This window comes from Microvirga yunnanensis, from assembly GCF_025460875.1.
Genome location: NZ_JAMXFI010000111.1, coordinates 1 through 26,753 on the forward strand (window position 1 = coordinate 1; position 26,753 = coordinate 26,753).

The window sequence follows — 26,753 nt, forward strand, 5'->3', positions numbered from 1 at the left end:
CGCCAAGGAAGGCGCTGAAGCGGCGGATGGCGCGGATGTAAGCATCCTGGGTGCGTGGGGCGAAATGGCGGATCGTCATGTCGTCGATCAGGCGCTGACGGAGAGGGCTGACGGACGCGTGGGTCATCGGAGGCTCCTGTCCTGAGGGGGGGAGGAAACCTCTCCATTCTCAGGCCGGACACGTCCCAGCGTGACCTCTATGATCGTTCCAGACGCCGACAGAGCCGGCAGAGCCTACCGCGGTAGCGGTTTAGTCCTTTGACCCTGACGAGACGTTCCGTAGTGGGCTTGTGTAAAGGGAAGTGGGTCATCGCCCGCCCAGCCCCACCTCCAACTGCTTCAACGTAACACCCTATCACCTGATGACCTCCCATGATGGCGCTCGCTGCATGAGCGGCCTCGGTGTATCCTCTCGGCAAGCTGCGGCCTCTCGGCGGGAGACGGGACGTGGATGTCGCGCAGTGGCTACGGAGCCTTGGGCTGGCGCAGTACGAGCAGGCGTTCCGCGACAATGCCGTGGATGCAGATATCCTGCCGCGGCTTACTGGCGATGACCTAAAGGAGCTCGGCGTCCATGCGGTCGGCCACCGTCGGAAACTCCTCGATGCCATTTCACATCTCGATCGCTCGCTGGCTAACCCTGCCAACAGCGGTGTGGAAGCGGAGCGTCGGCAACTGACGGTGATGTTCTGCGACCTCGTCGAGTCGACTGCCCTCGCAAGCAAGCTGGACCCCGAGGATTACCGCGCCGTCCTCAGCGCTTATCATGCAGCCTGCTCTGGAACCGTCGCTGAGTGCGGGGGGTTCGTGGCGAAGTACATGGGCGACGGGGTGCTCGCGTATTTCGGCTATCCGCAGGCTCACGAGGATGATGCCATCAGGGCCGTCCGCGCTGGTCTTGCCCTGGCCGAGGAGGTGGCCCGTGTCTCAGTTCCGTCCGGAGTGGATCCGCTGTGCGCCCGGGTCGGCATTGCCACGGGCGTAGTCGTGGTGGGGGACCTAATCGGTGCCGGTCCGTCTCAGGAACGGAGTGTGGTGGGCGAGACCCCGAACTTGGCTGCGCGGCTCCAGACCTTTGCGGCGCCAGGCGCGGTGGTCATCGCGCCGGCGACCCGGCGCCTGCTCGGCAGCGAGTTCAATCTCACCGATCTCGGTCCCCAGCACCTAAAGGGCTTTGCCGCTCCCATCGAGGCTTGGCAGGTGCTCGGCACCCGCGCCGTCGAGAGCCGCTTCGAGGCCCATGGGGCCGGGACCACGCCTCTGATCGGGAGAACTGAGGAGCTTCGGGTGCTCGCGCTGAGATGGGAGCAGGCCAGAGGTGGGAACGGTCAGGTCGCGCTGGTGACCGGCGAAGCAGGGATTGGCAAGTCGCGGGTCGTACGCGAGTTCCGCGACCACTTACGGTCAGAGCCTCATACCGACGTGCAGTGCCAGTGCTCACCCTTCTTCAGCAGTTCGCCCCTGTATCCCTTCATCAAGCGGATCGAGCGGGATGCGGGCTTCCGGCAGGATGACCCGGCGGGCGAGCGGCTGGTGAAGCTGGAGATCCTCCTGGCTCAGGCGACGCATGAGGTTCTAACGATTGCACCGGTGTTCGCCGCCATGCTCTCGCTCCCCATGCCTGATCGCTACGGGCCATCCCCATACGATCTGGGCCAGCAGCGGGAACTGACGATGGAGGCGTTGATCGGGTATCTGCTCGGTCTCTCCCGGCAGCGGCCACTCCTCCTGCTGGTCGAGGATGCCCACTGGTCCGACCCGACGACCCTCGAGGTGATGGACCGATTGGTTGACCGTGTGGCTTCCGAGCGCGTTATGCTGCTGATCACTTCGCGGCCGGAGTTCTCGCCCAGATGGCGCACGCGGTCAGACGTCATGGTGCTCCCGCTTGCCGGCCTGTCGCAGCACCAGACCGCTGAGCTCGCCGAAGCGATTGCAGGGGGCGCGGAGCTTCCGGCAGACACGTTCCAGCAGATCGTTGAGCGGACTGACGGCGTGCCGCTCTTCGTCGAGGAGTTGACCAAGGCCGTGCTGGAGCGCGAGGCCGGCGCCGTCCCGGCAACCCTGCACGACAGCCTCATGGCGCGCCTTGACCGGGTTCCGGCCGCAAAGGCCGTGGCCCAGCAGGCCTCCGTGATCGGCCGGGAGTTCACCTACGACGTGCTGGCCGGTATCAACCCTCAGGACGGCGCCGGGCTGGGTGCGGCGCTCGGGCAACTCATCTCGGCCGGACTGGTCTCGATGCGCGGCACACCGCCCGACGCGACCTACACCTTCAAGCACGCGCTGGTGCGGGACGCCGCCTACGGGAGCCTGCTCAAGAGCCGCCGGCAGGAATTGCATGGGAGGGTCGCCGACGTTCTCGAACGCTTTCCCGATGTGGTTACCCGCCAGCCCGAGCTCATCGCTCACCACCTGAGCGAGGCTCGGCTTGCTGGGCGCGCCGTTCCTTACTGGCAGCGTGCCGCGGATGATGCCGCGCGCCGGCAGGCACATCAGGAGGCGATCGCGCACTGCATTCGAGGTCTCGATATGGTCAGCCTCATCCCCGACCCAGGGCTGCGCGACCAGCACGAACTGCGGCTGCAGGTGCGCCTGGGAAACTCCGCCACCAGTGCCAAGGGCTATTCGGCGCCCGAGGTCGGGACCGCGCTGTACCGGGCGCGGGATCTCTGCAGGGAGTTGGGTGACGAGCAGTTGGTGCACCCGATCCTGGTCGGGCTCTTCTTCTTCCATGTGAACAAGGCGGAGCTGCGCACGGCCGAGAAGCTCGGCATCGAGCTCCTGGCGCTGGGCGATGCTCGGAATGATCGCATTCTCCAGATCGATGGTCACAAGACGCTGCTGAACGCGCGCTACAAGCTCGGCAAGTTCGTGGAGGCGCAGGAGCACTTCGAGCGAGGAATGCGCCTTTACGAGAAGGATCCCTGGCCTGCGGCCCTGATCGAGCAGTTTGATGATCCCGGACCGCACTTGCTGGTGATCGGCGGATGCGTGTTGTGGGTCCGGGGCTATCCGGATCAGGCCCGGCAGGCGGTGGCCGAGGCCGTCGCTCTCGGCTATCGCGGCGGGCATCACCTGAGCACCGCTCATGCGGTGCACTTGTCAGGTCACCTGGCCGAGCTGATGGATGATTGGGCCAGCGTCCGAAAGGCGAACGAGGCGACCATGGCCGTTGCCACGGAGTGGGGCCTGGCCGGACTGCGGCACCAAGTGGCTCTGCGTGAGCGTCTTGTGGCGGTGGCCCTGCACGACGACCCGGAGCAGATGGAGTACAAGCGCCGGCATCCGCAGCCCGGCTTTGCACGCCCGCTGCACGACGGCGTGCTGGCGCGGGCCTATGGCCGCCGGGGGGCGCCCGAGGAGGGTCTCCAGGTCATCGGGGAGTCCCTGGTCTGGGCAGAGGACACGGGCAGTCAGTTCTTCGATGCCGAGTTGCACCGCATCCGCGCCGGATTGCTCCTGCATATACGGTGCGCGGACGAGGCCGAATGGAGCTACCGCAAGGCCCTGGAGATCGCGCGGGGGCAGGGGGCGTGGATGTGGGCACTTCGGGCTGCCTGCGATCTGGCGCAGATGCTGCGCGAGCGCAGGTGTCAGGCGGAGGCTCATGACATCCTGGCACCCATCTATGGCTGGTTCACCGAGGGGTTCGACGTCGACGATCTGCAACGGGCGAAGGCATTGATGGAGGGTCTGTCATGCCATGCGCCATCCATCCGATGAAAGCCATGGGCCGTGTCCTTGAGGACCACGTCCAGCCGGGCCGACCCCTACCACCTGCCGTGAAGGAGCCGCTTGGGCGAAACGTAGGGTTTGTCAATGCGGGCGATCTGGTCCATTTCGGCTTGGCTGACGCGATACCCATGCAGCACAGGATCAAAGGCCAGGTTCTCCCACGGAAACACGTAGCAGCGCATCCCGAAACCGAGGAAGCCACCCACGGCAACGTCGGCATAGACGAGGCGTCCGCCCTCCGCCTCCCGGTACAGCCGCTGAAGGACACCGATCCGCCGGCCCTGAGGGTCAAAGATGGCTGTGCCACTGATCTGATCATCCCCGACAAGGGTGTTCAAGTGGTTGGCCTGGTTCATCCTCGATTCCGTTCAATGACTACGGCTTGAGATGCTGAGCGAGGAAATCCTTCACCTGAGCCGCCGCCATCTCGGCGTTCTGGGGTTCTGACCTGAGCCATTCCGAGAACGTCGTCTTGTCAGGCATGGGCGAGTTGGGCTCGAAGTTCTTGAACAGGTTGGGGGTCACCCTCTCTTCGGCGGGCGCTCCACCTGCGGACTGCTGCGCGGTGACGCGAGGACATCTCTCAGCGGCATCGGGAGCAGTGATCCCATTGATGACGAGGGTTGGAGCCGCCATGCGGGACTTCATGCCGCAAAGTGGGGAATAGACGAAGGCCACCGCAGCCTTGAACCGCTCAGGCCCGACGATGAAGGCAGTGGTGTCCGCAGGCGCCGGAATCCGCCAGACATCGCCGGTCTGGAACCCCAGCAGGCCGATGCGCTGTGGGTCCGCCCAGGGTTGCGTCGCCACATAGGCAAGGGCCCCATAGGCATCGGCAACACGAGTGGCGTCGAAGGTCGGGTCGGCACAGGTGTCCTTGGTGCCACGGGAGCCGTAGCTGTCCACCAGCACCACCACATAGCCCCAGGACATAAGGCGCTGGGTCCAGAATGCCTCGCGTGAGGTTTCAGCCAGGCTCCCTTGAGCGCCGAATTCGCTTGTCTTCACCTCAGGCGGCAAGCCGCCGCAGTCATGGAGGTAAATCACAGTCGGATGCGGACCGTTGCCGGGAGGCTTGACGACGTATGCTCGGACCTCATCGCCACGAGGGGGCTGGAGGACCTCGCCTTTTGCCTGTGCCCGCCTCTGCTGGAATTCGCTCAGTGGAACAGCTGCGCTTTCGAAATTCACCAGTTCAGCAGCATAGCCCAAGGGCATGAAGGAGAGGCAACTGACAGCGAGAAGCAGGACCTGGTTGAGAAGCATGATAGCCTCCCGAAGTTCTGAAATGTCGTTCGCCTTGTAAGCCCGGCCAGTATATCAAAGACCTAGCGGAAAGTCCTGCAAGCGAAGGTCCACCTTCGGCATGAGGCGGAAGTACGATCGAATACCCGCATTTGCGTGGTAAGCAGACCGCTACATGGCCGCGCCTAAAGACCCAGTCTGACCAAGCTTGTGTGAAAACTCAAAGCAGGCTGATCGCGGCAAAGTATCTGTACAAACTTGTCCATTTGTACCGAGGATTTTCCGGTCCACGGGCGTCTGTAAGACATAAAATTGCCCCGGAGAGCGGCCCGTCAGCGTTTTCACACGGCCTCGACCCAAAGGCGACATTCAGGAGTCTATTTCATGGATGCTCGTTGGTGCTCTCCTCAGCACATTTCGTCGCCAGCCCAGCGGGTGCACAGCAGGTTCAGGAACTGCTGTGCAGAAGGGCTCAGCGCCGCGTCGCGGAACCGGATGATCGCCATCGTGTTGCGAACCTTCCAGTGGGGCACCGGAATGATGACGAGTGCACCGGACTGGTGCTCATCCGGGATGGTAAAGGACAGATACCCGCGTCAGGGAACCGATGCGATCATGGCAGGCGACGGTTGAGGCTGAGCGCCTCCGGCTCTCGTCGCAGGAGGTAGTCCAGGGGTGCCTAAGCGGCCTCGCGCCGCCCGGTTCCTCGTTCAGGAGAACCTGCCCGACGATATCCTTGATGCACTGGTTGATCCTTCTGCGATCTGGGTTTTAGCGGTAGAGTGGGCGGCCGGTCGCTCACGACAGGAGGGTAGCCATGAATCGGCTCTGCACTCCCGCGCCGGTTGCGTTCGCGTTCTCCGGTTCCGGCATCGCGGCTGAACTGACTGCCGAAATCCCCAAGGATGATGCCGCCTCCATCACCAGGGCCATGACTGCCGCCGCCGCCGCGATCGGCCAGAAAGCCACAGGTACAGGTTTATGTCAGATCGGACAGGCAAGCTGGCCCGATTGTATCAGGGAGACTGTGCGATGAGCGACGTCGAAGCAGAACTCTGTGCCCTTGGGGCCATCGAACTTGGCAGGCTCTATCGGAGCGGGCACCTGTCCCCGGTCGATATGACGAAGGCTACGATCGGCCGGATCGAACGGCTCAATCCGGTCCTGAAGGCTTACATCACCGTGCTGTCTGAGGAAGCGATGGCCGCGGCGCGGGCAGCAGAGGCCATGTTTCGGGCCGGCACCGATCTCGGCCCGCTGCACGGCGTGCCTGTCTCAGTCAAGGACATCATGAAGGTCCGAGGCTCGCGCACGACGGCAGCCTCACGCGTTCTCATGGATGCTTCGCCCGACACCGAAGACGCCACGGTGGTGAGATTGCTGCGAGCCGGTGGTGCGGTGATCGTGGGGAAGACCAATCTGCATGAATTCGCCTTCGGCGAGCCCGATCACGACAACCCATTCGGCAGGGTCGAGAACCCTCGTCGGATCGGCTACCACGCAGGAGCATCGTCGAGCGGGGCCAGTGCCGCGACGGCTGCGGGGCTCGGCGCAGTAGCGCTCGGCACTGACACGGCCGGCTCGGTCCGCAGGCCGGCAGCGGTCTGTGGGGTCGTCGGTCTGAAGCCCACTCATGGCCGCGTCTCCTGTCACGGGGTCATTCCGGTCAGCCCCGAGCACGATGACGTCGGTCCGCTCGGTCGCTCGGTCCTCGACGTCGCCGCGGCGCTCACCGTGATGGCGGGTTGGGATCCGGAGGATCCCTACTCGCTCGCTCGCCCTTCAGAGGATTACGTCAGCGCCGCGTCCGCGGACCCGCGGCACCTTCGCCTTGGAATTCCGACAAACCCGGAGTTCGGGTTCGGATTTCCGGAGGCACTCCAGCTCATCCAGTCTGCCGGCGACGCGCTCATCGGCGCTGGAATGCGGCGCATCGACTTCGGCTTCGTAAGGCTCCTCGATGTCGCCGACATCCTGCACGTGACCCTGATGCCGGTGGCAGTTTGGCTTTATCACGAACGCCACCGGGACCGGCGCGCGCTCTACGGTCGCCCTTTCCTCGACTGGGCGGGCCTGGGCGAGACGATCAGCGGCATGGATGTTCTGCGGGCCCTCAATGCCCAAGCTGACTTTCGGAGAGAGTGGCACTCGCTCTTCGAGCGCTTCGATGTGATGCTGCTGCCCTCCAATGTCGGCCCGACCTATCCCAACGGGGACACGACGATTGCCCTGGACGGCGTCGAATATCCGGTTCGCCGAATTGTGTCGCAGTTCAATGCTCTGTCGAACATCACGGGTTCCCCATCGCTCGTCGTGCCTGTCGGAACCAGCGCCAATGGCCTTCCTATCGCGGTCCAGATCGTTGGGCCGCTGAATGGGGAGAAGAACGTGCTTGCCGTCGGGCGCTTTCTCGAGGAACTGCTCGGCGATCCGGTGCGCTCCTGGGGCATTGAACCTCACATTGCGTCGCCCGCTGAGGGCAGCGCTGCGACGGCAGCAGGGTAGGCCGATTGACAGCTCTCGCATCTCGCGAGTGCTCGTTTTGGACATCGACACGAAAGCCGGGATTGTCCCGTTCGGCCGCTGCTCAAGTTCAGTGTGTACGAAAGCACCCCGGACGAAACGCTGGCGGAACGGGAACTTGGGATGCTGAACCTACCGCACGTCATGACCGCGCTGCTGCTGGCAGGCGGGATGTCGCTCTGGAACGGGGCAGCGGCTCCGGCCGAAACCCGGGTCGATCTCGCGCTGGTGCTGGCAGTCGATGTCTCGTTTTCCATGGAGCCGGAGGAGCAGGACCTCCAACGACACGGCTTCGCCGAGGCGTTCCAGTCCCCCGAGGTCCATCGGGCGATCCGCCAGGGCATGCTGGGGCGCATCGCCGTAGTCTACATCGAGTGGTCCGGAGCGTTCGATCAGGAGATTATCGCCCCCTGGACCGTCATCGAGCAGCCCGCCGATGCCTTGGCCTTTGCGGAGCGGCTCTTGCAGAGTCCTGTCCACCGCATGAGCTACACGTCCATCTCAGGGGTCATCGACTTTGGCGTCCGGCAGCTTCGTCAGAGCGGTCTGCAGGCGGATCGGCAGGTGATCGATGTCTCGGGTGACGGAGCCAACAACACAGGCCGAACCGTGACCCAGGCCCGTGACGAGGCACTGGCGCATGGCGTCACCATCAACGGTCTGCCAATCATGCTGACGCGGCCCAGCAGCCTCTGGGATATCGAGGACCTCGACCTCTACTTCCGCGACTGTGTCATTGGAGGCCCAGGAGCCTTCCTGATTCCGGTGCAGGAGAAGGCGCAGTTCATCGAGGCTATCAAGGCCAAGATCATCCGGGAGATCACCGATCAGTCCCTGCCTCATTCGCTCGTTCAGCCTGCCCAGGCCGTCTCATCGGCGAACTGTCTGGCTGGCGAACAGCGGAGACACCAACCGGCAGGGAGATGACCTGGTCCCGGGGCTCGGGAAAGACGATCTTCCAGTCTGCTGTGCGCCATGCCGCGCCTGCCTGCCGGCGAACACGTGAACCACGCTCGCAATGGATCTGGGTTACGAGAACCTGGCGGCATTCACGATCATGTTCAAGTGCGCTTTCGGAAGACCGCCTTTGGCTGGGTTCTGGAACGATCGCGCGCCCACAGAGTCTGTCTGAGCCAACGGCCGCTACGGACAGGGCCACCAGACATTCCGAATGGGGTAGGCGATTTCTCAGGGTGAACCCGGTGCGGACGTTGAAGGTCATCCTTGCGCTCGGGCCGAACCCACACCTCATGTGGGTGTTCTTTGAGGATCATCTTTCTCCATCCACCTGACAGAGGGCGAGCAGGGCTTTGGCGGCTTGGAAATCAAACGTGCCCAATCCTTCGGTGAAGCCGTCAAGAACGGTGCTGAGGAGGTCATAAGCCGCCTGGCCTCGGCCTAGTCCGAGCCAGTGGCGGGCGAGTCCGGTTGCGGCCCGCAGTTCGAACCATCTGGCACCCTGGTCTCGGGCCGTGCTGAGAGCCTCGCTAAAATCCTGTTCTGCCTGCTCAACTCTGTGCTCCATGGCCCGGAGTTCGCCTCTTAGGCGTAGCAACTCGGCATGGATCCAATACTCGCCGGTTTGCTCCTGCGAGGTGAAAGCCTCCTCCAGCAGCGCCTGCGCCATGTTCCGATCACCAGCCATGAGGAACCCCTCCGCGGTGCGGCAAAGCTGGTAGGGGCTCATGATCATTTCCCCGCTTGCCCGCCACGCGGTTAAACCCTGCTGGAGTGCTGATCGGACGCGCCATGAGTTGTCGGCGGCGGCTTGGGAGGGCAGGTGCGTCGCGCCGACGTTTGGTCTAGGATCGGCTCCATGATGCCACTGCACGGAACCACAGCCTCGGACGCCTGGGCGCGCAAGACGGAAGAACTTGCCGCATGGTTGATCGGCCCAGGGCGCCTCACCGGCGACGCGGTAGCGGTGACCTCCGGGTTGGCACAGCGGTTGACCGCGATGGGCGTTCCGCTGCACCGGCTGCGCATCGCAATGCGGGTCGACAACCCGCTGCTGACCGCCTGGGGCATCCTCTGGGAGCCGGGGATGGAGGCTAAGATTTTCACCATCCCACATGCCTACCTCGATACCGCTACCTATGTCGGCAGCCCGGCCCAGCATGTCATCGAGACCGGGACCTGGCTCCGGCGGCAGCTAGATCAACTTGATCCGGAGGATCACACCGTCCTCCATGAGTTGGCGAGTGCCGGCTTTACAGACTATCTCGCGGTGCCGGTGGCCTTCGGCAACGGGGTTGTCCAGGGGGCGATGTTCGCCACGCGGAACGCCAGCGGGTTTGCCGAGCGCCACATCGCTCTGATCAAGGACCTCGCTGTTCCCCTCTCGGCCGCGTTGGAAGCCATCGCCATGCGCCGCTCGACTGCAAGCCTGCTGGCGACCTTCCTGGGCGAGGGCCCGGCAGCGCGCGTGCAAGCCGGCGCGATCCGCCGCGGCGATATCGTCGAGACCAAAGCGGCCATCCTGCTCACGGATATGCGCGGGTTCACGCGCCTCTCGCTCACGTCATCACCGCCGCAACTCCTGATCACGCTGGGGCGCTATTTCGAAGCCGTGGCGGATGCCGTGCGAGCGGAGGGCGGCGACGTACTCAAGTTCCTGGGAGACGGTGTCCTGTCGATCTTCCGGGTGGGCGAGAACGGCCGCTGGACAGCGTGTGCGGCGGCTGTGCGGGCCGTGTCGCATGCGATCGCGACAGCCCGCGCCAGCGATCTGCCGCCCTTCGTCGCGGCGTTGCACGTGGGATCGGTGATGTACGGCAATATCGGCAGCCTCGACCGCTTGGACTTTACCGTGGTCGGGCCGGCGGTGAACATGGTCAGCCGGTTGGAGGGGATCGCCAAGGCGAGCGGCGAGACGATTGTGTGCTCCGGGACCTTCGCCTCCGCCCTACCAGGCACGCGCACCCGAACTCTAGGCCGTTTCGAGCTCAAAGGGTTGGACGGAGAGCACGAGGTCTTTGCCGTGGTTGCCGGTCAGGTCAGCTAGCCGTAAACGGGCAGCCTCCTCATGCATGCGGAGGAGTGTCACCCTCCACATACCGGATGCACCACTTAGTCGGACTTCACCAGTAGTGTCACTGGGCATTTTGGCCTGAGACAGGCGATCTAATCATTTAAGTGCTTTAGCTTGGGTGCTGAGACAAATGTTTGGGCACTTAATCTGAGATTCTCGTCGGCTTTGGGCAGTTAACGTGAGATTCCGGTCCACAAACGTTGCTTAAATTTGGAATGGTTTGAGCCCGGCTGATCAAGAAACGATCAGAGTGTTCAATCGTGCATCAATGCCAAGAAGATCATCACGTTAGCCGGAATGGAGGAGGGCAAGGAGATTCCCGAAGCGGCCTTACATTGGCACTTAACTTGAGATTTCAAGCCTCAGAGTCTCACGTCAAGATGGCTATAGCGGCTCCAAAATCAGGAATATCACGACAAAGTGCCTAGCGACAGAGGCACCCAAGTGGAGCCAGCGCAATGCGGTAGCTTCATGGTCGGTCAGGCCCGGACAGATTGGAAATGGCGAGTGAGCCTCGATTCCATAACCAGAAGCTATCACCGCAGCGGGCTGATCCGCGGTAGCCTGAGAATGCCATCGATCAGCCAATGGAGAGGATCTCATGGAGATGCACCAGATCCGGTACTTCCTCGCCGTTTGCGAAGATCTCAACTTCACGCGGGCAGCCGAGCGCTGCAATGTCGCCCAGCCCTCCCTGACCCGAGCGATCAAGCTGCTCGAGGAGGAACTTGGGGGCGTTCTGTTCCATCGGGAGCGGAACAACACCCACCTGTCGGAGCTCGGGTGGATGGTGAAGCCGCATCTCGAGCAGGTCCATGGCCAGGCAGAGGCAGCCAAACAGCAGGCCTTCAACTTCGCCAAGTTGAAGAAAACCACCTTGAAGCTCGGAGTGATGTGCACGATCCAGCCGGATGAACTCGTCGACCTCGTCAGCGGTCTCCAGGCGCGACACCCCGGGATTGAGCTCGAGATTGTCGATGCCAGCGCGGCCGACCTGGAGAACCGGCATCGTTAGGTTAACCCGGTGGTGACCACCGGGAGCCATAGGTGAGGGACGAAGGAGACCCGTCATTCTCGCTATGCCCGCCATCGCTTTCCGGCTGAAGTGATCAGCCATGCTGTCTGGCTCTATTTTCAGTTCCCGCTCAGTCTGCGGGTGGTCGAGGAAATGCTGGCCGCCTGCGGCATCCTGGTCAGCCATGAAACCGTGCGACAATGGGGACTGAAGTGGTGGATCTGCAGCCGCGGATCCATGCGCTTGAGGCCGGACTCCTGGCTTGGCATCGATAGCGCCAGGAGAGCCGCAGGCTCGAGACGATCCCAGGCGTGGGCTTTATCACCGCTATGAGCATCGCAACGACAGTGACAGATCCATCCCTCTTCCGCTTCGGCCGGGAGTTTGCGGCTTGGCTGGGACTAACGCCGCGGCCGAACTCGTCTAGCGACTAGGAGTGGTTGGGGCGGATCTCCAAGATGGCGATGGCTACCTGCGAACGCTGCTGTGGTGGTCGGCGCCACCGCCGTTATTCGCTACACCCGTACGAAGACCGCGGCGGACGCAGCTTGGATCAACAGCCTCCTGAGCAAAAGGCCAGTGCGGCTGGTCTCGGTAGCTCTGGCCAACAAGACGGCCCGGATCGCCTGGGCACTCCTACCCAAGGGAGAGGTCTATCGATCGGCCGTGTCGGTCGCCGGCGCTTGAGCGCCGTCCCGGTCGTACCCGCAGTTTGCCAATGACGCCGATCCATGGAAGGCGCACTTCGCCGAGATCGACGCTTTGCTCGACCGGGCCAGTAAGGTGCTCGCCGGCGAGACCCCGCTCCCTAAGAGCCGCTCCCACCTCGTGTACGACCCGGATCAAGATGAGGCGGAGGCGGAGGACCTTTGGCTCGATCTGGTCAAGCGGACCAGCCACTGGCCGGCGATCGCGGCAGCGGCAGTGGCCTGGAATGCATGGCTGGATCTCAACCTCTATCCCGCCTGCCGTGGCTCGGGCTGGTCATGGCGGCCGCCATCCTCCGGGCGCGAGGGTAGACCTCGCATTTGCTGCCGCTGGCTGCCGGGTTCAAGCAATCGAAGTTCCGGCCGCAGGGCAGGAAAGGGAAGGGGCCGAGGAGAAGCTGGAAGGCTTTTGTCACATGTTGGAAGAGGCGCTTGTGATCGCTCACAAGGATGTGGATCGGCTCACACTGGCTCGCGAGCTGATGGGCCGTGTCACCGCACAACCGCGCAACAATTCAAAGTTGCCGTAATTGGTGGACTTGTTCCTGCCGCGCCCATTTGTGAGGGTTCCGCTCACGGCCAAACTGCTGAAAGTGACCTCGAAGGCCGTCAACCTGATGCTGGCGCAGTTAGGTGGCGCGCTCACACGCGAACTTACAAGTCGAACACGGTATCGGGCTTGGGGAATCGTGTGACGAGGGCACGAGGAGAATGTCAGAGCCTAAGCGACACTACTATAACGCCGAGATGTTACAGAAGCGGTTCGTTTCACCAACAATGTCGGCCAGCGCCACTTCGGGCGCGCCGAAGAGGTAGGGTCTTCGAACGCAGGATGTTTCATCGCACCGCGTAGGCCCGTAACGGGAAGCGTCACGGGTGATGTGCCGGGGTCGCGGCGCGATCGAGGAAGAAGCGGAGTTCACCTCGCGGCCGCAGCCGAGCCGCCGGTAATGAAGTATCGCCCCGGAAGAGCCGGTCAAGAACCTCGCGCTTCGATTCGCCGGCAGCCAGAAATGCGACCTGTCGGCTGCTGTTGAGCGCCGGATAGGTGAGAGAAATGCGCGGCTCGGGCTTAGCCCCGACGACCGAGGCGACCCATCGCCGGCGCTCTTCGAGAATTGCCGTGCCGGGGAAGAGCGATGCTATGTGACCCTCTGCTCCCAGGCCTAGGAGGACCACGTCGAACAGAGGCCGCTTCGGTGTCAGCACTGTCGCGCCATAAAAGGACTGGAGGGTGCACTCGTACTCGACCGCGGCTTCCTCGGGCGTCAGACCTTTGGTCGGAACAGGATGAACGTTGGCGGCGGGAATGGGCATCCGGGATAGAAGGGTCTCGCACGCCATCCGGAAGTTGCTCTGGGCACTGTCGTGCGGCACGAAGCGCTCATCGCCCCAAAACCAGTGCGTCCGACTCCACGGAAAGGCGTCGTAGTAGGGAGGTGCCGCTAGCAACTCATAGAGCCGGCGCGGGGTCGAGCCCCCGGAAAGGGCAATCGTGAAGGCATCCTGCTTCGCCAGTGCGGCGGCCAGGAGCCAGTCGGCTGCGCGGCGCGCCAGAGCCTCGGCATCGGCTAACACTTCAACCGTGGCCGTGGAAAACGCGGTCATAGGTGGTCCTTTCCCGATCCCGGAGAACGCTCGTCACCGATGGCGCTGGTCGCATCGGCGTACCCGAAGATGGCGACGGCGAGCCTCGCGTCGGCGATCTCTTCGTTGAGCCGGCAGCAAGCGTCGGTGCAGATCGAGGGCGCCACGAGGATCGACATCATCGCGCGTCCTCGGCTCGCGCCAGATTCAGGATGAGCTGCTCGATCGCCTTGGCGAAGCCTTCGTCGTTGTAGGAATTGGTGACGGCGTGCGCTTGCTTTTTTACGTCCGGCCCGGCGTTGCCCATGGCAATACTGAAGCCGCTCTTGCGGAACATCAGCACGTCATTCGGCTGATCGCCGATGGCGGCGATTTCTGCCGTTGGGATGGAGAGCAACTTTGATAGCGTCTCGACCACGGCCCCTTTGTTTGCCATCGGATGCGTGACGTCGAGATAGTAGGGCTGCGAGCGGGCGCCCGACGCCAATGCGCCGAGCGCAACTTGCACCTCCTTCTCGACGCATGCGAGGCGGTCAAAATCGTCGCTCACGCCAACGACCTTCACGGCGCGGTGCAGCGCCTCGTCGAAATCGTCGACGATCGTCGGCGGAAACTTGACCGTCCACTCCTCCCGCGCGACGTGCGGCGCCTCGCGATCGCGAATGAGCCACTGGTCGCTGGTATAGACCCAGGCGTCCATGCCGCGCGCTCGGATGAGATCGAACGCATGGCGCGCCGTGTCGGGGGCGAGCAGGTGCTCCTCCATGACTGTCATGTCAGGGCTGACGAAGATCCCACCGTTGAAGCCCTCGATAGGCGTGTCGAGCGCCAGCGGCCCGAGTAACATCGCCATGCCACGTGGCGGCCGGCCACTGGTAATCGCAAAGCGGACGCCGTGCCCACGGAGCGCCTGAACGGCGGCCTGCGCGCGGTTCGTCAGAACTTTCTGTTCCGTGACAAGGGTGCCATCGACATCAGCGATGACCAGGGAAATCTTACGCTTCTCGCCCACCGGTGGTTTCCTTTCTTCCAATCAATTAACGGGTCGCCACACGCGATCGTCTCGAACGAGCAGTTCGTCCGCTGAGGCCAGACCACTGCTGCCGGCGGCACACTGTGGAACGTGGAGCGAAGCTTCGCCCGCCCCCGCGTCGTTTATCGGCTGGGCCGCTCATCAGCCGACCTCGATATTGTTGTCGTTGGAACAGGGTAGCATCGCCAATCTGGCAGTCGTAGATCAGCGTCTCGTATCCGGCGGCACAAATCGCTCTGAAAGAGTCGGCATAGGCGAATTCGAGCTTGACATTACCCGGGCCAACGGACGGGCTGGAGCGCTTGGGCGCGAGGTCCAGCGCGACGCCTTCACCAGGCTGGATGTGTAGAATCATCCAGTCAGAATACATTCGCTCGACATCTGTGTCGCGAAACAAGGAGCAAGGGGCTTGCCAAAACCAGATCGCGATTTTCGTTTTCCGCCGCCTCCTGTATTCGCCGGTGCGAAGATAGACGGACGCAGCGCCAGCTATACACGTTGAGCTTGCAGCCGACGAAGGTCTCAGTAATCGAGTCGGGCGCTCCGCCGGGCTCGTGTCGATAAGCAGCCGGATTGTTTGCAACCGAATCGGCTCCGCATTGGCGGCGTACGGCGTTACGCGACGCTTCTGCTTCGCCAATCGGCCGGATCGCCTTGATGATCTCGGCCTTCTTTGCCCTGACGGTATCCGCGTCAAATGGAATCGGCGGCTCCATTGCCGCCGTCCACCGCCCATCATCGGTGTGGTAGGACTTTCCGCTGTCGATCAGAATTTTGCCCTGCTTAGGATGCGGCCACAGGGTCGAGATGCTTTCATCGGCCGCTCCGGCCGTTACCGTCATCCAGGTTAGGCGCGGTTTCGTCAACGGCCGCGCGTGTTCCTCAAGCGAGACAGCGCCGACGGCGCGTTCTTCGACGAGCATCTGAACCGCTGCCCATAACCTGTCGTATACAACGCACTCGTGGCTGCCGTTCCGAAGATGGCCGGCTATATCTGCTCCAATCCGGCCAAGACCGATCGTCCTGAGCTGCATGTGGAAGCCCTCCGGAGCCAAGCTGCATGGGTGAACCGGCGAAAGCGCAGTGAACGGCGCACGGCGCCCGCCAGTGGCGGAAGTTTTACTCGAGTATCGGCCGGCTTATCCCCTTTGAGCATCGTCATCGAACGATGCCTTTCAGCTTCCGGTCGCGCCGGATCAGCGCGTTGGTGGAGCTGTCATGTTGAAGCTCGGGCCCCGTCGCGCTCTCGAGCTGGGGAATGATCTGCTGCGCGAGCGCTTTACCGAGCTCCACGCTCCACTGGTCGAACGAATCAATCCCCCAGATCGCTCCTTGTGTAAACACGCTGTGCTCATAGAGCGCAATGAGCCGGCCGAGCGTCGCTGGCGTCAAAATATCGAGCAAGTCGTTCTACTGCATTCGACTGGCCCAGCGCCGTGGAGGGACCATTTTTGATCTGTGATCGTTATCGTGCACCCCAACGATGATGTCGGAGGCGTTCCGCAGTTTGTTCGACAGGGGTTGTCCGATCGCGCGGAGCCTTCTGGTCGCGGGGGTGTAAGCCGAAAGCGAAGAGAAAACGGCGTGATGGAACCGCCTGCCGAAACGGCATGACGACAAGGTCAGTAATCCGATCTCATTGGCAAGATTCCATGTTAGGGGCAAAGACGTCGGACGGCCGTCGCCGCAGACGTCGATCTGCAAGCCATCGCGGACCAATGCGGGTTAGGCTTACGCACTAAGCTGGAGTTTGGCACTTTCAGGCGGGGAAGCATGCGGCTTCTGTGAGGCGGTTGAGCAGCGCCCGTGGGATTTTCACCTGCTCCCGGTCCTGCCGGGACATGTCAAAACTGGCGCCCCACAGTTTGGCACGCACAACCGCCAGAGCATCGCTGAAGGTCGGGTGAGATTTCACATACCAAGCGGCGCATCGTGGCTTCCAGCCTTCGTTGAGAACCTCATCCGCCCACATCGTCACCAACGAGAACAGGCCGAGCAACGCTGGGGTGGTGCGGGCGATCGCCCTGTCCGACCACTGGCGTTGCGTTTCCACGCCGAGATGGCGGCGCACCTCCGCAAACGTCACCTCCACCGACCAGCGCCGCACAAACCAAGTGAGCACCTCAACTGGATCGGCTGCCAGATCCGTGCACAGCAGAGCCTGGGGCTCGACCTCCCCCGCGAGGTCTCGCACCAGCACCCAGCGGATCGGCACACTCTTGCCCGGGTGGTACCACAGCGCCGTGCCGGACGCGATCGCAAGCCGCCGGTCCTGTTCCCCGTACCAGTTCGTCACGGTGACCTGCCGCCACCGGGTCGCAGGGTTGGTCAGCCGCTGCGTCAGGGTGGGCTGACGAGCGCCTGAGACCCGCGGCCGCCCCTTTTGGCCGGGCTGGCGTGCCGGGGGCGGATCGAACAGGCGCGCATCGAGCCGCAGGCGGGTGATCACCGTCAGGTGCCGCCGCACCGCTTCAAGCAGTTCGATGGCCGCATAGCTCATATCAGCGACAACGACGACCTGTTGCTCAGGCAGCCAGCGGGCGACCTGCAGCAGCATCTGGCGCGCCCAGTCCGTCAGCAGCTTGTGCCGCCGTCCGCTCTCAAGGGCAGAGCGTTCCGAGGGCGCGAGAACCGTCAGGAACGGCAGCGCCCAGACCCGCCCAGCCCAGGGGATCGGCGCCAGCAGCATCAGGCTGATCCAGCGCAATCCTGAGGCTTTGACGAAATGACCATGGCTGGACCGGATCGGATCGCGATAGATGCCGCGGGCCCTGATCTTGGCGCCCCAGCGGCGCTCAATGGTCTCGTCAATGGCCATCACCACCGGCCCCTCAGGCACGAAGGCCGCAATGAGCTGATGCAGCAGCCGACCCGCGAGATCGCGCGGCGCCCACCGGTTGCGGTTGAGCACGCGATGGAAGGTGGTGAAGGTGGCAATCTCGCGCAGGCCCAGGATGCTCAGGGCGGCCGTGACGGTCCGCCGCCCGGGGGCCAGGATGGCGCCGGCGATCAGCACGAGCACGCCGCGCAAGGTCGGCGCGGTGAAGGCGCTCGCAAAGGGGGCGAACCACCGGAGGAGGACAGGAGCGGGTGCGGGAGCTATCATAGCGCGCTCTGACGGATGAGATGACCGACAGATCAACGCCCGACCGCGGAGATGGCCGGCCCATGCCCGAACGCGATCTCATCCTGGAGGGGCTCGAAGCCTTCTGCCAGGCGCACGAACTGGTGGTGGAGAAGCGCGGCGGCGGCTACTCGCTGCTGAGCCGGCGCACCGGAGCGCCTGTCGCACGGCTGCGCCCGACCGACGATCCCGAGAAGGTTCAGGTGCTGTGGTGGAACGGTGAGCGGTGGAAGGCTCCTGGCCCATTCGGCACGCCCACCATGACCCTGGAGCGGGCCTTGGACTACATCGCTTCAGAGCGTGCGTTTTGGATCCACGTCTGATCCTCCGGCGCCCTCAAAAAAGGCCAAAGTCCAGCTAAGAGAGAATGAAGTAATTGTATCAGTGTGAGGGGATGGTGATCGCGAGACGTGTTGCCGGCCTGTGCCTCCCGGGATCGCTCGACCTCGCGAGTACCTGACAATTGCCACCCCAAAAGCGGCGACGGTAATTGGTCACGAAAGTGAACAGGCTTCCCGTACGTCCTCATCTTCAGACCTCTTCCACGCTGCAGGAGAGGTAGAGCGGCGAAGGCTCATGATCCAATGACCATAGGCTATGAAATCAGTGCCATCAAAGCGGAGCAGGTGGCGAGAAGTGTTGGATCGTTGACCTAATGATCTTCACGGAAGGCTTGCAACAGAGAGGCCTGCGTGCCGAAAGAAGCTGACAATCATCTCGGGTTGACCTTGCAAGCGACAGAATTCACGGCGGGCCAGACGGTGCAGATCAGCGACTGACCCGGGCAGAGCGTTCGCCATGGCGCATTTGACGAGGGCATTGCATTGCTTCTCCGGGTTGCGCTCTGGCGAATAGGCTGGCATTCCCGCTTGGGCCAGACCGCGATCACGAGTTCATCGCGCTCCTTGGCCCGGGTGGCGGGACGCTGCACGCTGAACCCATGCGCCTTGAGCGGCCGCTCCAGGGAGCGCGGATGATAGTGCACCCCGAACTCGCGCTCGATCAGAGCAGCGATGCGTGCGAGGGTCCAGCGCTCGGTGGCAAAGCCCGCCGCCACGGCACCTCAGTCGAGGAGCCGGCCCAAGCGGATTCAGGCCTTCTCATCCAAGCGGGAGAGTTGTCCTGGAATGGGTCGAGCTTGCAGGCCGTGCGGGCCCTCCTGGGCGAGGGTGGCGGCCCAGCGGCAGACACCGGGGCGGCCCACCCCCAGCTGCCGGGCGGTCTCGGCTTGGGAGAGCTGTCCCTGGCGCAACAGCGTCGCGCCTGCAAGACGCTGCTCCTCCATCTGCTCGGATGCCAAATGCGTGGGCCGCCACACGTCCTCATCCATGGCGCACCTCCTCACGAGGATAGACACCGCCCTATGTTACACCACCTCCATGAAGATCATTAGGACGCGCACAGGCGCAGGAGATTAGAATACTCGTGAGAAGCCTATGGGGTCCGGATTGGCCCGATCATGCCCCCGCATCAGGTTACCTCTACACCCTTCCAGAATGCGATGTGGCCCTTAATTGCGGACGCAGCGTCTGAGGGGTACGCATAAAACCATGCTGCGTCTTCGTTCATCTTGCCATCCACGATGAGTGAATAGTAGTTCGCAACACCTTTCCACGGACATCGGCTGGTGGTGTCGCTCGACTTTAGGTACTGCGTCTTGACGGCCTCAGGCGGAAAGTAGTGGTTGCCTTCCACGACAACGGTCTTGTCCGATTCCGCTATCACCGTGCCGTTCCATCTCGCAATTACCATTTCTCGTTCCCTTCGTTGATATGAGCTCTAGATTGTGATGCTTCAGGAAGCCCCCACAGAAACTCACGGCTGCGCGGCTCCTAGTACGTCCCGAAAAAAATGCTCTTGGCGACCAATATCCATGAAGATCGCGCGGTTCGCGATGTCACGAGCGAACTGCATCTCATGAGGCACGACCAGCATGGTCTGACCGCCTTCGGCGAAGCATCAGATACGGTACTTCGCCCACCCATTCTGGATCGAGCGCTGAGGCGGGTTCATCGAACAACATTGGACCCGCGTCCAGCGCCACCGCACGGCCGATACCGATCCGCTGCTCCTGTCCGGCGGAAGCCGTGGCGGGATAGCACTCGGCCTTGTCCAGTAGGCCGGTCTCACACAGGAGCGCATCTGGCGGTCCGATCGCCTCCACAGGGGACTGGCCACGCACGGTGATCAGCGCCTCGGTGATGTTCTGCCGCCCCGTCTTGTTGGCGAGGTGCGAGTAGTTCTGAGTTTGCGGGGTCCGGCCAACCGATGCCGCTGTCGAACTTAGCGGCAGACGCGAATAGCGGCTCATCGGGCGTCATTTCCACGTAGAGCCTCGGTTACCTGCTGTCCGAGTATTCGTTCTGGAATGAGCGCTCAGCACGCTGATCCTGAGTGACGACATACTGTTAAGGTTTAAGCTTCGGTACCGCCTCGGGATTTTTGCTGTAATTCTTCATCTTGGGCTGTCCTTTGCACGCAACCTAAGATTAGAAACGCGAACCTCCACGGTCCAATGACCTCTGGCTATTGAATCGATGCGTCGGAAAGCAACGTCGATAGCTTCGCGTTCATAAAGCTGGCTCGACCAGGCGCCGGCCGTGCGGTTCACCTTTCGACGGGATTCCCCTTCTTCGTCATGGGCCAATTACCAGTCGCTATAAAAAGGATAACAGCCTCTAGATTGAACACGTGGACCCATCCTGCAAAAGTTGAAACTCTCGCCTGGCCAAATCCGCCGAGCCACCTGTGGTTCGCATCCTTTGGTCGGCGCGCGAGCGCCCGACAGACACCCACTCGAAAGAACGAAGAGATGTCCCCTACAGAATTACCCGCTGTTAACGACGGCGACCGTATCAACCCGGCCGACATTGCCGCCGCGCTGACTCGAGCGCCGCTTACATATGCCAACGGCGCCACGCAGGTGTTCACCCCCGACGGGCGCACCGTATACACCGAGATGGGGATCCGGTCGTCTGGAGAATGGAAAGTGGACGATGACGGGCGGTTCCAGTCGTTTTGGCCGCCGTCGGAGTACACTACCTACGATGTTTCCTGGATCGTCGGTCCTGATGGCGGGGCCGTTGGGATCAGATTCGCCGACTCAAGTCGAGGGACCACATTCAGCGGCCGATACACGCCGAGACTCGCCTGAGGATCTATTCTCGTCTCAGGAGGTCTGGCCTCATTCCTCTCCCGTCGGGGCGCGGCTCACCTCGTTCACGATCCGATTGAATAAGTTCGAGTTGTCGCCAGCGGCTACTGCGATGAGCACAATGGATCATGTGACGCTTCCGACGGTGACCAGCCGATCGTCGCGAGTGACCGCAGATACTACTTACCTCTTCAGGGGAGATGACCGGACAGTCCTCACAGGTGGAGCGAAATCAGCCCTTAATCTGTCGATCAGAACGACAACATATGCACAAACTGAAAGGACGACCAACATGACGACAAACGTCAAAGAACTACCGAACGGTGAACAAGACGTGCGGCAGGAGCGGAATTCGGCCACAACCCTCGCCGGGAGGATCAACCAAGTCCTTGCAGACACTCTGTCGCTCTACCTGAAGACCAAGAACTTCCACTGGCATGTTAGCGGACCGCACTTCAGGGATTACCACCTCATGCTGGACGAGCAGGCGTGTGACATTCTCGGGATAATAGACCCGCTCGCAGAGCGTGTCCGTGCGACCGGAAGCACGACCATCCGTTCCCTGGGGCAGGCGGCGCGATTGAGCACCATCGCGGACAACGAAGCCAAGGACGTGGCGGCGGATGCAATGCTCGCGGAGCTCATGGAAGACAACAATGCACTGGCGACCTCGATGCGAAAGGTCCACAAGCTCTGCGGCGAACTGGAGGATATTGCCACGGCAAGTCTTTTAGACGGATATATTGCCGCTGCCGAGAAGAGATCGTGGATCCTGCGACAAGCCGCTCGGCCGCGCTGAGTATCAACAAATGCGTCGTGCCGTAGGCCTCAAGCAGATGCCGCTCGGGTCGAACCCTGTTTGCCGGAAGCAAACGTCATGGGGCAGAGAGGGGCCACGCTTGTTGTACTGTGTATTGGCGGAGCAATATTATGGGCTTGCAGAAAAATGGGATTTCCTTCCGCGAGCATCGTGAGCTCGGCGATATCAAGTGGCTGCGCGATCACGACCGCGCCTTGGCGCTCGCGGCCGATCAAGGCAAACCGGTGTTGCTGTTGTTTCAGGAAGTGCCCGGGTGTTCGACGTGCGTGCGCTTTGGGCAGGACGTTCTCACGCATCCGCTAATGGTGGAACTGATCGCCGATCGGTTCGTGCCCGTGGCGATCTTCAACAATCATCCCGGCGCAGACGCCGAACTCCTGCGCCGGTACAACGAGCCATCGTGGAACAATCCCGTCGTGCGGTTTCAGGGGCCTGATGGAACCGAGCTCCTGTCGAAGCTGGCGGATCGCTACGACGCGCTGGCGCTCCACGAAAAAATTACCGCTGTTCTCAAGGTGCTCGGCGACAATGTCCCCGGATACTTCCGGCTGCTAGGGCGCGACCTCCTGGTCGAGTATGGCCTCAGCACATGTGTCACCTACAGGACGCCATGCTTCTGGTCGGGCGAAACGAGCCTTGCCCAGCATCCAGCGGTAATCACGACCGATGCCGGATGGGTCGATGGCGAGGAGGTGGTACAGGTGCGTTTCGATCCGCGGGAGGTCTCGAGATCCGATCTAGATGCTTATGCCCGTGCGGAAGGATTCGGTCCGATCGAAAGCAGCGGTTTCGAGCTTGACCGTGAACCGCAGTTCTACTTGCGCAAGAATGCGGCCCGCCATCTGCCTCTAACGCCGGCTCAGCGTACGCGGATCAACCTGGCCGTGCCCTATCGTAGTTCGCTTCCGGACCTGCTCAGCCCGCAGCAATCCGCGTGGCTTGCCAATCCGCAATTGCAGCGGTCTAGCGGGGATGAAGCCTATCGCCAGGACATTCGCCAGAGCTGGCCGTCGCTTCTGGCGCTGCTTGGGCCTGTAGGCAAGGAGGTGTGATCATGGTTGTCGCCACCAGGAGAATTCCCATGTTCGTCGCCTTCATCTTGTCCAAGCTCCGCGCTTATCGGCGCTATCGCGAGACTATCCGCGAACTGAGGCAGTTCAGCGATCGTGAGCTCGACGATCTCGGCATCTCCCGCTACGACGTTGATACCGCCGCGTAGATCCTCGCATGCGGAAGCAGCGGCTCCCGTGCTTTCCGAAGGGTGCTTGCATCCGCTATCGACGATTTTTCGGATTACGCTAAGACCATACGTCGCACCGAGGTCCTGATCATCGAGGCCGGACCTGCCGGTTACACCGCCTCCATCTACGCGGCCCGCGCCAACCGCAAGCCGCTGTTGGTGGAGCAGATGTGGCAGCAGGCGGAGAATGTCGGCACCACTCAGGTGTATGACACCATCAAATCCGTTGATTTCTCCAAGCGTCCATTCCGAGCCGTGGGCGACTCCGGCGACACGTACATCGCTGACGCCCTCATCGTCGCAACGGGGGCGCAGGCGCGCTGCCTCAAATTGCCGTCGGAAGGGATCTTCAACGGGTACGGGGTTTCAGCGTGCGCGACCTGTGACGGCTTCTTCTACCGCAATAAGGAAGTTGTGGTGGTCGGCGGCGGCAGCACGGCCGTTGAGGAAGCGCTCTATCTGTCGAACCTTGCCGCCAAGGTCACGGTCGGTCATCGCCGTGACCGCGTCCGGGCGGGCTCTGTTGCATTAGCTTCGTGAGACACAAGGCAGAGCATGTTTGCTGCTTCGACTTGCTAGCAGATCTTGTGGGTTGATAAGTTGACGCAACAGAGCCACGTGGAACATGCCCACTGTACGGCTGAGGGGGGTCTTGCAACTGCGGTGCGAGGCGAAGGCTTCGGCTACGACAGCACCTTCATTCCTGCCGGCGAGAAACGCATAGTCGCTGAAGTCGAGGCAAAGAGACGACCGCAATCCCGCTGACATGATGTTGTTTACGCGGTGAAGCCCTGAAAGATGTCTGGCCGCCTTCATCCCCGGGTCAAAGAAATGGGCTACTGTTGCCAGCAGCCCAAGTTTGGGGGAGGAAACGCAACGAGGCCAACAGGACAGCAAGCCCATCGCCATGTCGCACTTTCGAATGTATGCGGACATGATACATGACGGCAATCACATCAAGGTGTGGGCGCCTCATCCGAAGGCATAGTGCCATTGGTTGTGTAGTTTCGTCCGACTGGACCCACTAGCGCGGGCAAGCGGCGCCGCTCGTTTCGGCCTCCGTAGCAGAAAAACACCAACCTTCTGTAAGAATATTGATGGCCCGATTCTGAGCACCAGTTCCCAGACTTTGCCATCGATTACGTGATTGCAATCTACGACCCGGCGCATTCACAGCACCCGTCCTCAAGGATGGGGCACAATAAATAGAAAGGGAATGTCTTAACCTCAACATAGCCTTGCGCTGTGTTCGGCGGCCCTTACTACCTGACGCCGGAGTTATGCCGCGCCACATTGTGATGCAACTGTGGGCAGCTATTTCGGATGGCGCATTGCGCCTACGCACCTCTGTGTTCTATGAACAGGTTTGCCGGCGTGCGGTATGTTCGTGAAACATACCCAGGGCTTGGCTAAGAGAGGGATTTGACAGTGCCGAATTCGATCCCACGCGATTTGACTCGAAATCTATTCATACCCAAGAATGTAAATAACAATTCACAATTCAGGTCTTCTGCGACAAGCGCAGAACGGCGCGCGAAACGGCTGTTTCGTGATCTAAGATTCGCCCCAATGTCGATTCTCAAACGCCACCGATAGCATTCTCCAGAAGCGGTTGAGAATAGGCAAGGCATGCTGGACCGATACCGCTCAAGTAGTCCGTTGGCTGATCCTCATGCCGCAACGCGCCCGGTTTCATAGACATTTCGGAGCGGCAAACTATGAGCGCGGCGCTGGGCCGTGAAGTCGGATTATGGGGCGCTCGTGATGAGGTCTTTGGACGGCTGGCCGGGGTATGGCGCTTTAAGCGGCATATCATACCTTATGGAACAGTGAGTGGCAGCGCGGCCCTTACAAGCGGCAGAGACGGGCGTCTCTCTTACCTAGAGCAAGGATGGCTTCATCTCCCTGACGGACAGATCCTCAAGGCGACGCGTCGCTATCACTTTGAGAAATCTCTTGCTGGCTTTACGGTGCTCTATGCCGAAGATCCGCCCCGAGTTTTCCACCGCATTGCTCTCCACGAAGAGAACCAGATTTGGGCCGGGGTGGCCCTCCACATCTGCGGGGCCGACCACTATCAAAGCCGGTACGACTTCCATACAGAAGGTTCCTTTGTTGTTCGCCATGTGGTTCGCGGCCCTGCCAAAGACTACTCGATGACGACGCATTATACCGCTCAGAGGGCTCTGTTCCTTTGACTTATCAGCTCACAAGATCGGGTAGCAAGTCGAACCAGCAAACATGCTCTGCCTTGTGTCTCACGAAATTAATGCAACATGGGGTTATTCCGGGCCTGGTGCCCTTCGACGGCAAAGTAAGGTCTGATGTGATCAGGCCCAAACTGGAAGCCAACGGGGAGTATCCTCATGAAGCAGTATGTCGGGTTGGATGTATCGCTGGAGCAGACAGCCGTCTGCATTGTTGACGAGCATGGAAAGGCGCTCTGGCGTGGTAAGTGCGCCTCGACGCCAGAAGCCATCGCGGCCGTCGTTAAAGCTAGAGCCCCGCATGTGGAGCGGATTGGCCTGGAAAGCGGCCCTTTGTCGACCTGGCACTGGCATGACTTGAGGAAGCGCGGCTTGCCTGTGATTTGCCTCGATGCGCGCCATGCCAAGGCAGCGCTGTCGCTGCAGGTGAACAAGACCGATCCCAATGATGCGCTTGGGCTGGCTCAGATCGTGCGCACCGGCTGGTACCGGGAAGTCACCGTCAAGAGCCTGGACAGCCAAGTGATCCGTAGCTTCCTCAGCTCACGTGCTCCCTTAGTGGAGGTGCACGTGGACCTGATCAACCAGATCCGAGGCATGCTCAAGCCCTACGGCTTGGTGGCCGGCAAGGGAGGCCGTCAGCCCTTCATCGACGGCGTGCGTGAGTTGGTGGCCGATGGGCCACTGAAGGATGCGGTTGAGGCACTTCTGAGCGCCTTGCAGGAGGTCAGCCGGCAAATCGGCATCCTCTCCCGTCGCCTTATGGGCTTGGCGCGCCAGGACCAAGCGGCTCGGCGGCTCATGACGGCTCCTGGCGTCGGCTCTCTGGTCGCATTGGCCTATATCAGTGTCATCGACACACCAGACCGGTTCGCGAGTTCGTCCAGTGTAGGGGCTTACCTTGGCCTGACTCCACGACGGTATCAGTCGGGCGAGATCGACCGAAGCAGTCGGATCTCCAAGTGCGGCGATCCGGTGCTGCGCAAGTATCTGTTTGAGGCGGCCGGGATCCTGCTGAACCGGGTCTCGCGCTGGTCTGCGCTGAAGGCCTGGGGCACCCGGCTCGCCAAGAAGGTGGGCGGCAAGAAGGCGACCGTCGCCGTTGCGCGTAAGTTGGCGGCGGCGTGTTAGACAATGGTGCAAAGTTTGCGATCAGCTTTGTCTATACAGTCGCTCGCGAGGCTCTCCGGCGTCATACGACAGGTCCTGCGTTAAATCCCTCAACGGCTCTGGACAAACCAGACCGATGACGGACGAGGACCGCCATGGCCAAGCTTTGCAAGCGGCGCCGACTTCTGCGCCTTGAGGTCGGGTTCGAGGTCAGACGGG

Annotated in this window: 29 protein-coding genes and 3 pseudogenes; 17 read left to right on the top strand and 15 right to left on the bottom strand. The window is 61.9% G+C overall.

Translation table 11 applies throughout. The annotated features are described in order from the left end of the window. A partial coding sequence (locus NF876_RS33870) for a phage integrase N-terminal SAM-like domain-containing protein (protein ID WP_262269165.1) occupies positions 1-127 on the bottom strand: 127 nt, incomplete at its 3' end. Positions 128-447: 320 nt separating this feature from the next. Here NF876_RS33870 and NF876_RS33875 point away from each other — a divergent pair. Beyond that, positions 448-3,726, top strand: coding sequence for an adenylate/guanylate cyclase domain-containing protein (locus NF876_RS33875; RefSeq protein WP_262272521.1), 3,279 nt, complete (start codon positions 448-450; stop codon positions 3,724-3,726). 47 nt (positions 3,727-3,773) lie between these two features. On the opposite strand, the gene NF876_RS33880 is transcribed toward NF876_RS33875, so the two are convergent. After that, positions 3,774-4,094, bottom strand: coding sequence for a PRC-barrel domain-containing protein (locus NF876_RS33880; protein WP_262272522.1), 321 nt, complete (start codon positions 4,092-4,094; stop codon positions 3,774-3,776). A gap of 19 nt (positions 4,095-4,113) precedes the next feature. After that, positions 4,114-5,004 carry a dienelactone hydrolase family protein gene (locus NF876_RS33885; RefSeq protein WP_262272523.1) on the bottom strand — a complete coding sequence of 297 codons (891 nt, stop codon included), beginning with the start codon at positions 5,002-5,004 and terminating at the stop codon, positions 4,114-4,116. Between the two features lie 796 nt (positions 5,005-5,800). Here NF876_RS33885 and NF876_RS33890 point away from each other — a divergent pair. The 3 genes from NF876_RS33890 (at position 5,801) to NF876_RS33900 (ending at position 8,433) form a co-directional block, all read left to right on the top strand. After that, the gene (locus NF876_RS33890) at positions 5,801-6,019 is read left to right on the top strand and encodes a hypothetical protein (RefSeq protein ID WP_262272524.1); all 219 of its coding nucleotides are present in this window, start codon (positions 5,801-5,803) and stop codon (positions 6,017-6,019) included. After that, positions 6,016-7,488, top strand: coding sequence for an amidase (locus tag NF876_RS33895; protein ID WP_262272525.1), 1,473 nt, complete (start codon positions 6,016-6,018; stop codon positions 7,486-7,488). The genes NF876_RS33890 and NF876_RS33895 overlap by 4 nt, the downstream gene beginning before the upstream one ends. A gap of 141 nt (positions 7,489-7,629) precedes the next feature. Further along, on the top strand, positions 7,630-8,433 hold the full coding sequence (locus NF876_RS33900) for a DUF1194 domain-containing protein (protein WP_262272526.1): 804 nt from the start codon (positions 7,630-7,632) through the stop codon (positions 8,431-8,433). Positions 8,434-8,776: 343 nt separating this feature from the next. On the opposite strand, the gene NF876_RS33905 is transcribed toward NF876_RS33900, so the two are convergent. After that, on the bottom strand, positions 8,777-9,133 hold the full coding sequence (locus tag NF876_RS33905; RefSeq protein ID WP_262272527.1) for a hypothetical protein: 357 nt from the start codon (positions 9,131-9,133) through the stop codon (positions 8,777-8,779). A 189-nt stretch (positions 9,134-9,322) separates the two neighbouring features. On the opposite strand from NF876_RS33905, the gene NF876_RS33910 reads away from it, so the two are divergent. From NF876_RS33910 to NF876_RS43665, 5 genes and pseudogenes are all read left to right on the top strand, one after another. Then, complete coding sequence (locus NF876_RS33910; protein WP_262272528.1) at positions 9,323-10,510, top strand: adenylate/guanylate cyclase domain-containing protein; 1,188 nt, start codon at positions 9,323-9,325, stop codon at positions 10,508-10,510. Positions 10,511-11,144: 634 nt separating this feature from the next. Then, positions 11,145-11,552, top strand: coding sequence for a LysR family transcriptional regulator (locus tag NF876_RS33915; protein WP_262272544.1), 408 nt, complete (start codon positions 11,145-11,147; stop codon positions 11,550-11,552). Positions 11,553-11,642: 90 nt separating this feature from the next. Beyond that, positions 11,643-11,768 (top strand): annotated as a pseudogene (locus NF876_RS33920) (IS6 family transposase); the annotation flags it as partial. 68 nt (positions 11,769-11,836) lie between these two features. Beyond that, positions 11,837-12,239, top strand: a pseudogene (locus NF876_RS33925) (transposase); the annotation flags it as partial. Positions 12,240-12,819: 580 nt separating this feature from the next. Then, positions 12,820-12,954 carry a helix-turn-helix domain-containing protein gene (locus NF876_RS43665; RefSeq protein WP_373696764.1) on the top strand — a complete coding sequence of 45 codons (135 nt, stop codon included), beginning with the start codon at positions 12,820-12,822 and terminating at the stop codon, positions 12,952-12,954. Between the two features lie 175 nt (positions 12,955-13,129). Here NF876_RS43665 and pgl read toward each other — a convergent pair whose 3' ends face one another. The 7 genes from pgl to NF876_RS33955 all read right to left on the bottom strand — a co-directional run bounded on the left by pgl (position 13,130) and on the right by NF876_RS33955 (position 17,985). Further along, positions 13,130-13,867 (bottom strand): 6-phosphogluconolactonase, encoded by a 738-nt coding sequence (gene pgl, locus NF876_RS33930; protein WP_262272529.1) that lies wholly within the window; start codon positions 13,865-13,867, stop codon positions 13,130-13,132. Then, complete coding sequence (locus NF876_RS33935; protein ID WP_262272530.1) at positions 13,864-14,025, bottom strand: hypothetical protein; 162 nt, start codon at positions 14,023-14,025, stop codon at positions 13,864-13,866. Before NF876_RS33935 ends, pgl begins: the two co-directional genes overlap by 4 nt. Further along, on the bottom strand, positions 14,025-14,858 hold the full coding sequence (locus tag NF876_RS33940) for a Cof-type HAD-IIB family hydrolase (protein ID WP_262272531.1): 834 nt from the start codon (positions 14,856-14,858) through the stop codon (positions 14,025-14,027). Before NF876_RS33940 ends, NF876_RS33935 begins: the two co-directional genes overlap by 1 nt. Before the next feature lie 25 nt (positions 14,859-14,883). After that, the gene (locus NF876_RS43670; RefSeq protein ID WP_373696765.1) at positions 14,884-15,309 is read right to left on the bottom strand and encodes a hypothetical protein; all 426 of its coding nucleotides are present in this window, start codon (positions 15,307-15,309) and stop codon (positions 14,884-14,886) included. Continuing rightward, complete coding sequence (locus tag NF876_RS33945) at positions 15,239-15,913, bottom strand: NAD(P)-binding domain-containing protein (RefSeq protein ID WP_262272532.1); 675 nt, start codon at positions 15,911-15,913, stop codon at positions 15,239-15,241. The genes NF876_RS43670 and NF876_RS33945 overlap by 71 nt, the downstream gene beginning before the upstream one ends. Before the next feature lie 124 nt (positions 15,914-16,037). Continuing rightward, positions 16,038-16,283, bottom strand: a complete 246-nt coding sequence (locus tag NF876_RS33950; RefSeq protein ID WP_315975104.1) for a phosphoglucose isomerase-related protein — start codon at positions 16,281-16,283, stop codon at positions 16,038-16,040. Positions 16,284-16,638: 355 nt separating this feature from the next. Further along, a complete protein-coding gene (locus NF876_RS33955) occupies positions 16,639-17,985 on the bottom strand; it encodes an IS701 family transposase (protein ID WP_262272533.1) in 1,347 nt (448 codons plus the stop codon). A gap of 62 nt (positions 17,986-18,047) precedes the next feature. Between NF876_RS33955 and NF876_RS33960 the strand changes: the two genes are divergently transcribed. Beyond that, positions 18,048-18,326, top strand: coding sequence for a hypothetical protein (locus NF876_RS33960; RefSeq protein ID WP_262272534.1), 279 nt, complete (start codon positions 18,048-18,050; stop codon positions 18,324-18,326). A 389-nt stretch (positions 18,327-18,715) separates the two neighbouring features. Here the strand turns inward: NF876_RS33960 and NF876_RS33965 are convergent, their stop codons facing one another. The 4 genes from NF876_RS33965 to NF876_RS33980 form a co-directional block, all read right to left on the bottom strand. Further along, a complete protein-coding gene (locus tag NF876_RS33965) occupies positions 18,716-19,060 on the bottom strand; it encodes a helix-turn-helix domain-containing protein (RefSeq protein WP_262272535.1) in 345 nt (114 codons plus the stop codon). 33 nt (positions 19,061-19,093) lie between these two features. After that, positions 19,094-19,333, bottom strand: coding sequence for a helix-turn-helix domain-containing protein (locus NF876_RS33970; protein WP_262272536.1), 240 nt, complete (start codon positions 19,331-19,333; stop codon positions 19,094-19,096). Positions 19,334-19,473: 140 nt separating this feature from the next. Continuing rightward, positions 19,474-19,755, bottom strand: coding sequence for a DUF427 domain-containing protein (locus NF876_RS33975; RefSeq protein ID WP_262272537.1), 282 nt, complete (start codon positions 19,753-19,755; stop codon positions 19,474-19,476). 163 nt (positions 19,756-19,918) lie between these two features. Further along, positions 19,919-20,314, bottom strand: a complete 396-nt coding sequence (locus NF876_RS33980) for a P-loop NTPase family protein (protein WP_262272538.1) — start codon at positions 20,312-20,314, stop codon at positions 19,919-19,921. 1,135 nt (positions 20,315-21,449) lie between these two features. Between NF876_RS33980 and NF876_RS33985 the strand changes: the two genes are divergently transcribed. The 7 genes and pseudogenes from NF876_RS33985 to NF876_RS34010 all read left to right on the top strand — a co-directional run bounded on the left by NF876_RS33985 (position 21,450) and on the right by NF876_RS34010 (position 26,555). Beyond that, on the top strand, positions 21,450-21,956 hold the full coding sequence (locus tag NF876_RS33985; RefSeq protein ID WP_262272539.1) for a Dps family protein: 507 nt from the start codon (positions 21,450-21,452) through the stop codon (positions 21,954-21,956). Between the two features lie 131 nt (positions 21,957-22,087). Further along, positions 22,088-23,029, top strand: coding sequence for a VPGUxxT family thioredoxin-like (seleno)protein, type 2 (locus NF876_RS33990; protein WP_262272540.1), 942 nt, complete (start codon positions 22,088-22,090; stop codon positions 23,027-23,029). A gap of 29 nt (positions 23,030-23,058) precedes the next feature. Further along, positions 23,059-23,196 carry a DUF1127 domain-containing protein gene (locus NF876_RS33995; protein ID WP_262272541.1) on the top strand — a complete coding sequence of 46 codons (138 nt, stop codon included), beginning with the start codon at positions 23,059-23,061 and terminating at the stop codon, positions 23,194-23,196. Positions 23,197-23,283: 87 nt separating this feature from the next. Next, positions 23,284-23,733, top strand: a pseudogene (locus tag NF876_RS34000) (NAD(P)/FAD-dependent oxidoreductase); the annotation flags it as partial. 102 nt (positions 23,734-23,835) lie between these two features. Next, positions 23,836-23,982, top strand: coding sequence for a non-canonical purine NTP pyrophosphatase (locus NF876_RS43675; protein ID WP_373696763.1), 147 nt, complete (start codon positions 23,836-23,838; stop codon positions 23,980-23,982). Between the two features lie 953 nt (positions 23,983-24,935). Continuing rightward, positions 24,936-25,415 (top strand): DUF6314 family protein, encoded by a 480-nt coding sequence (locus NF876_RS34005; protein ID WP_262272542.1) that lies wholly within the window; start codon positions 24,936-24,938, stop codon positions 25,413-25,415. Between the two features lie 168 nt (positions 25,416-25,583). Then, the gene (locus tag NF876_RS34010) at positions 25,584-26,555 is read left to right on the top strand and encodes an IS110 family RNA-guided transposase (protein ID WP_262272543.1); all 972 of its coding nucleotides are present in this window, start codon (positions 25,584-25,586) and stop codon (positions 26,553-26,555) included. Positions 26,556-26,753: the final 198 nt, after the last annotated feature.

Bases quoted from the DNA above. Each gene is read 5' to 3' on its own strand.
- NF876_RS33935 (WP_262272530.1), bottom strand. From the start codon at position 14,025: ATGTCGATCCTCGTGGCGCCCTCGATCTGCACCGACGCTTGCTGCCGG.
- NF876_RS33905 (WP_262272527.1), bottom strand. From the start codon at position 9,133: ATGGCGCAGGCGCTGCTGGAGGAGGCTTTCACCTCGCAGGAGCAAACC.
- NF876_RS33900 (WP_262272526.1), top strand. From the start codon at position 7,630: ATGCTGAACCTACCGCACGTCATGACCGCGCTGCTGCTGGCAGGCGGG.
- NF876_RS33955 (WP_262272533.1), bottom strand. From the start codon at position 17,985: ATGATAGCTCCCGCACCCGCTCCTGTCCTCCTCCGGTGGTTCGCCCCC.
- NF876_RS33910 (WP_262272528.1), top strand. From the start codon at position 9,323: ATGATGCCACTGCACGGAACCACAGCCTCGGACGCCTGGGCGCGCAAG.
- NF876_RS33975 (WP_262272537.1), bottom strand. From the start codon at position 19,755: ATGGTAATTGCGAGATGGAACGGCACGGTGATAGCGGAATCGGACAAG.
- NF876_RS33880 (WP_262272522.1), bottom strand. From the start codon at position 4,094: ATGAACCAGGCCAACCACTTGAACACCCTTGTCGGGGATGATCAGATC.
- NF876_RS33960 (WP_262272534.1), top strand. From the start codon at position 18,048: ATGCCCGAACGCGATCTCATCCTGGAGGGGCTCGAAGCCTTCTGCCAG.
- NF876_RS33890 (WP_262272524.1), top strand. From the start codon at position 5,801: ATGAATCGGCTCTGCACTCCCGCGCCGGTTGCGTTCGCGTTCTCCGGT.
- NF876_RS33945 (WP_262272532.1), bottom strand. From the start codon at position 15,913: ATGCAGCTCAGGACGATCGGTCTTGGCCGGATTGGAGCAGATATAGCC.
- NF876_RS33985 (WP_262272539.1), top strand. From the start codon at position 21,450: ATGACGACAAACGTCAAAGAACTACCGAACGGTGAACAAGACGTGCGG.
- NF876_RS34010 (WP_262272543.1), top strand. From the start codon at position 25,584: ATGAAGCAGTATGTCGGGTTGGATGTATCGCTGGAGCAGACAGCCGTC.
- NF876_RS33915 (WP_262272544.1), top strand. From the start codon at position 11,145: ATGCACCAGATCCGGTACTTCCTCGCCGTTTGCGAAGATCTCAACTTC.
- NF876_RS33895 (WP_262272525.1), top strand. From the start codon at position 6,016: ATGAGCGACGTCGAAGCAGAACTCTGTGCCCTTGGGGCCATCGAACTT.
- NF876_RS33995 (WP_262272541.1), top strand. From the start codon at position 23,059: ATGTTCGTCGCCTTCATCTTGTCCAAGCTCCGCGCTTATCGGCGCTAT.
- NF876_RS33990 (WP_262272540.1), top strand. From the start codon at position 22,088: ATGGGCTTGCAGAAAAATGGGATTTCCTTCCGCGAGCATCGTGAGCTC.
- pgl (WP_262272529.1), bottom strand. From the start codon at position 13,867: ATGACCGCGTTTTCCACGGCCACGGTTGAAGTGTTAGCCGATGCCGAG.
- NF876_RS33970 (WP_262272536.1), bottom strand. From the start codon at position 19,333: ATGGATGAGGACGTGTGGCGGCCCACGCATTTGGCATCCGAGCAGATG.
- NF876_RS34005 (WP_262272542.1), top strand. From the start codon at position 24,936: ATGAGCGCGGCGCTGGGCCGTGAAGTCGGATTATGGGGCGCTCGTGAT.
- NF876_RS33980 (WP_262272538.1), bottom strand. From the start codon at position 20,314: ATGAGCCGCTATTCGCGTCTGCCGCTAAGTTCGACAGCGGCATCGGTT.
- NF876_RS33885 (WP_262272523.1), bottom strand. From the start codon at position 5,004: ATGCTTCTCAACCAGGTCCTGCTTCTCGCTGTCAGTTGCCTCTCCTTC.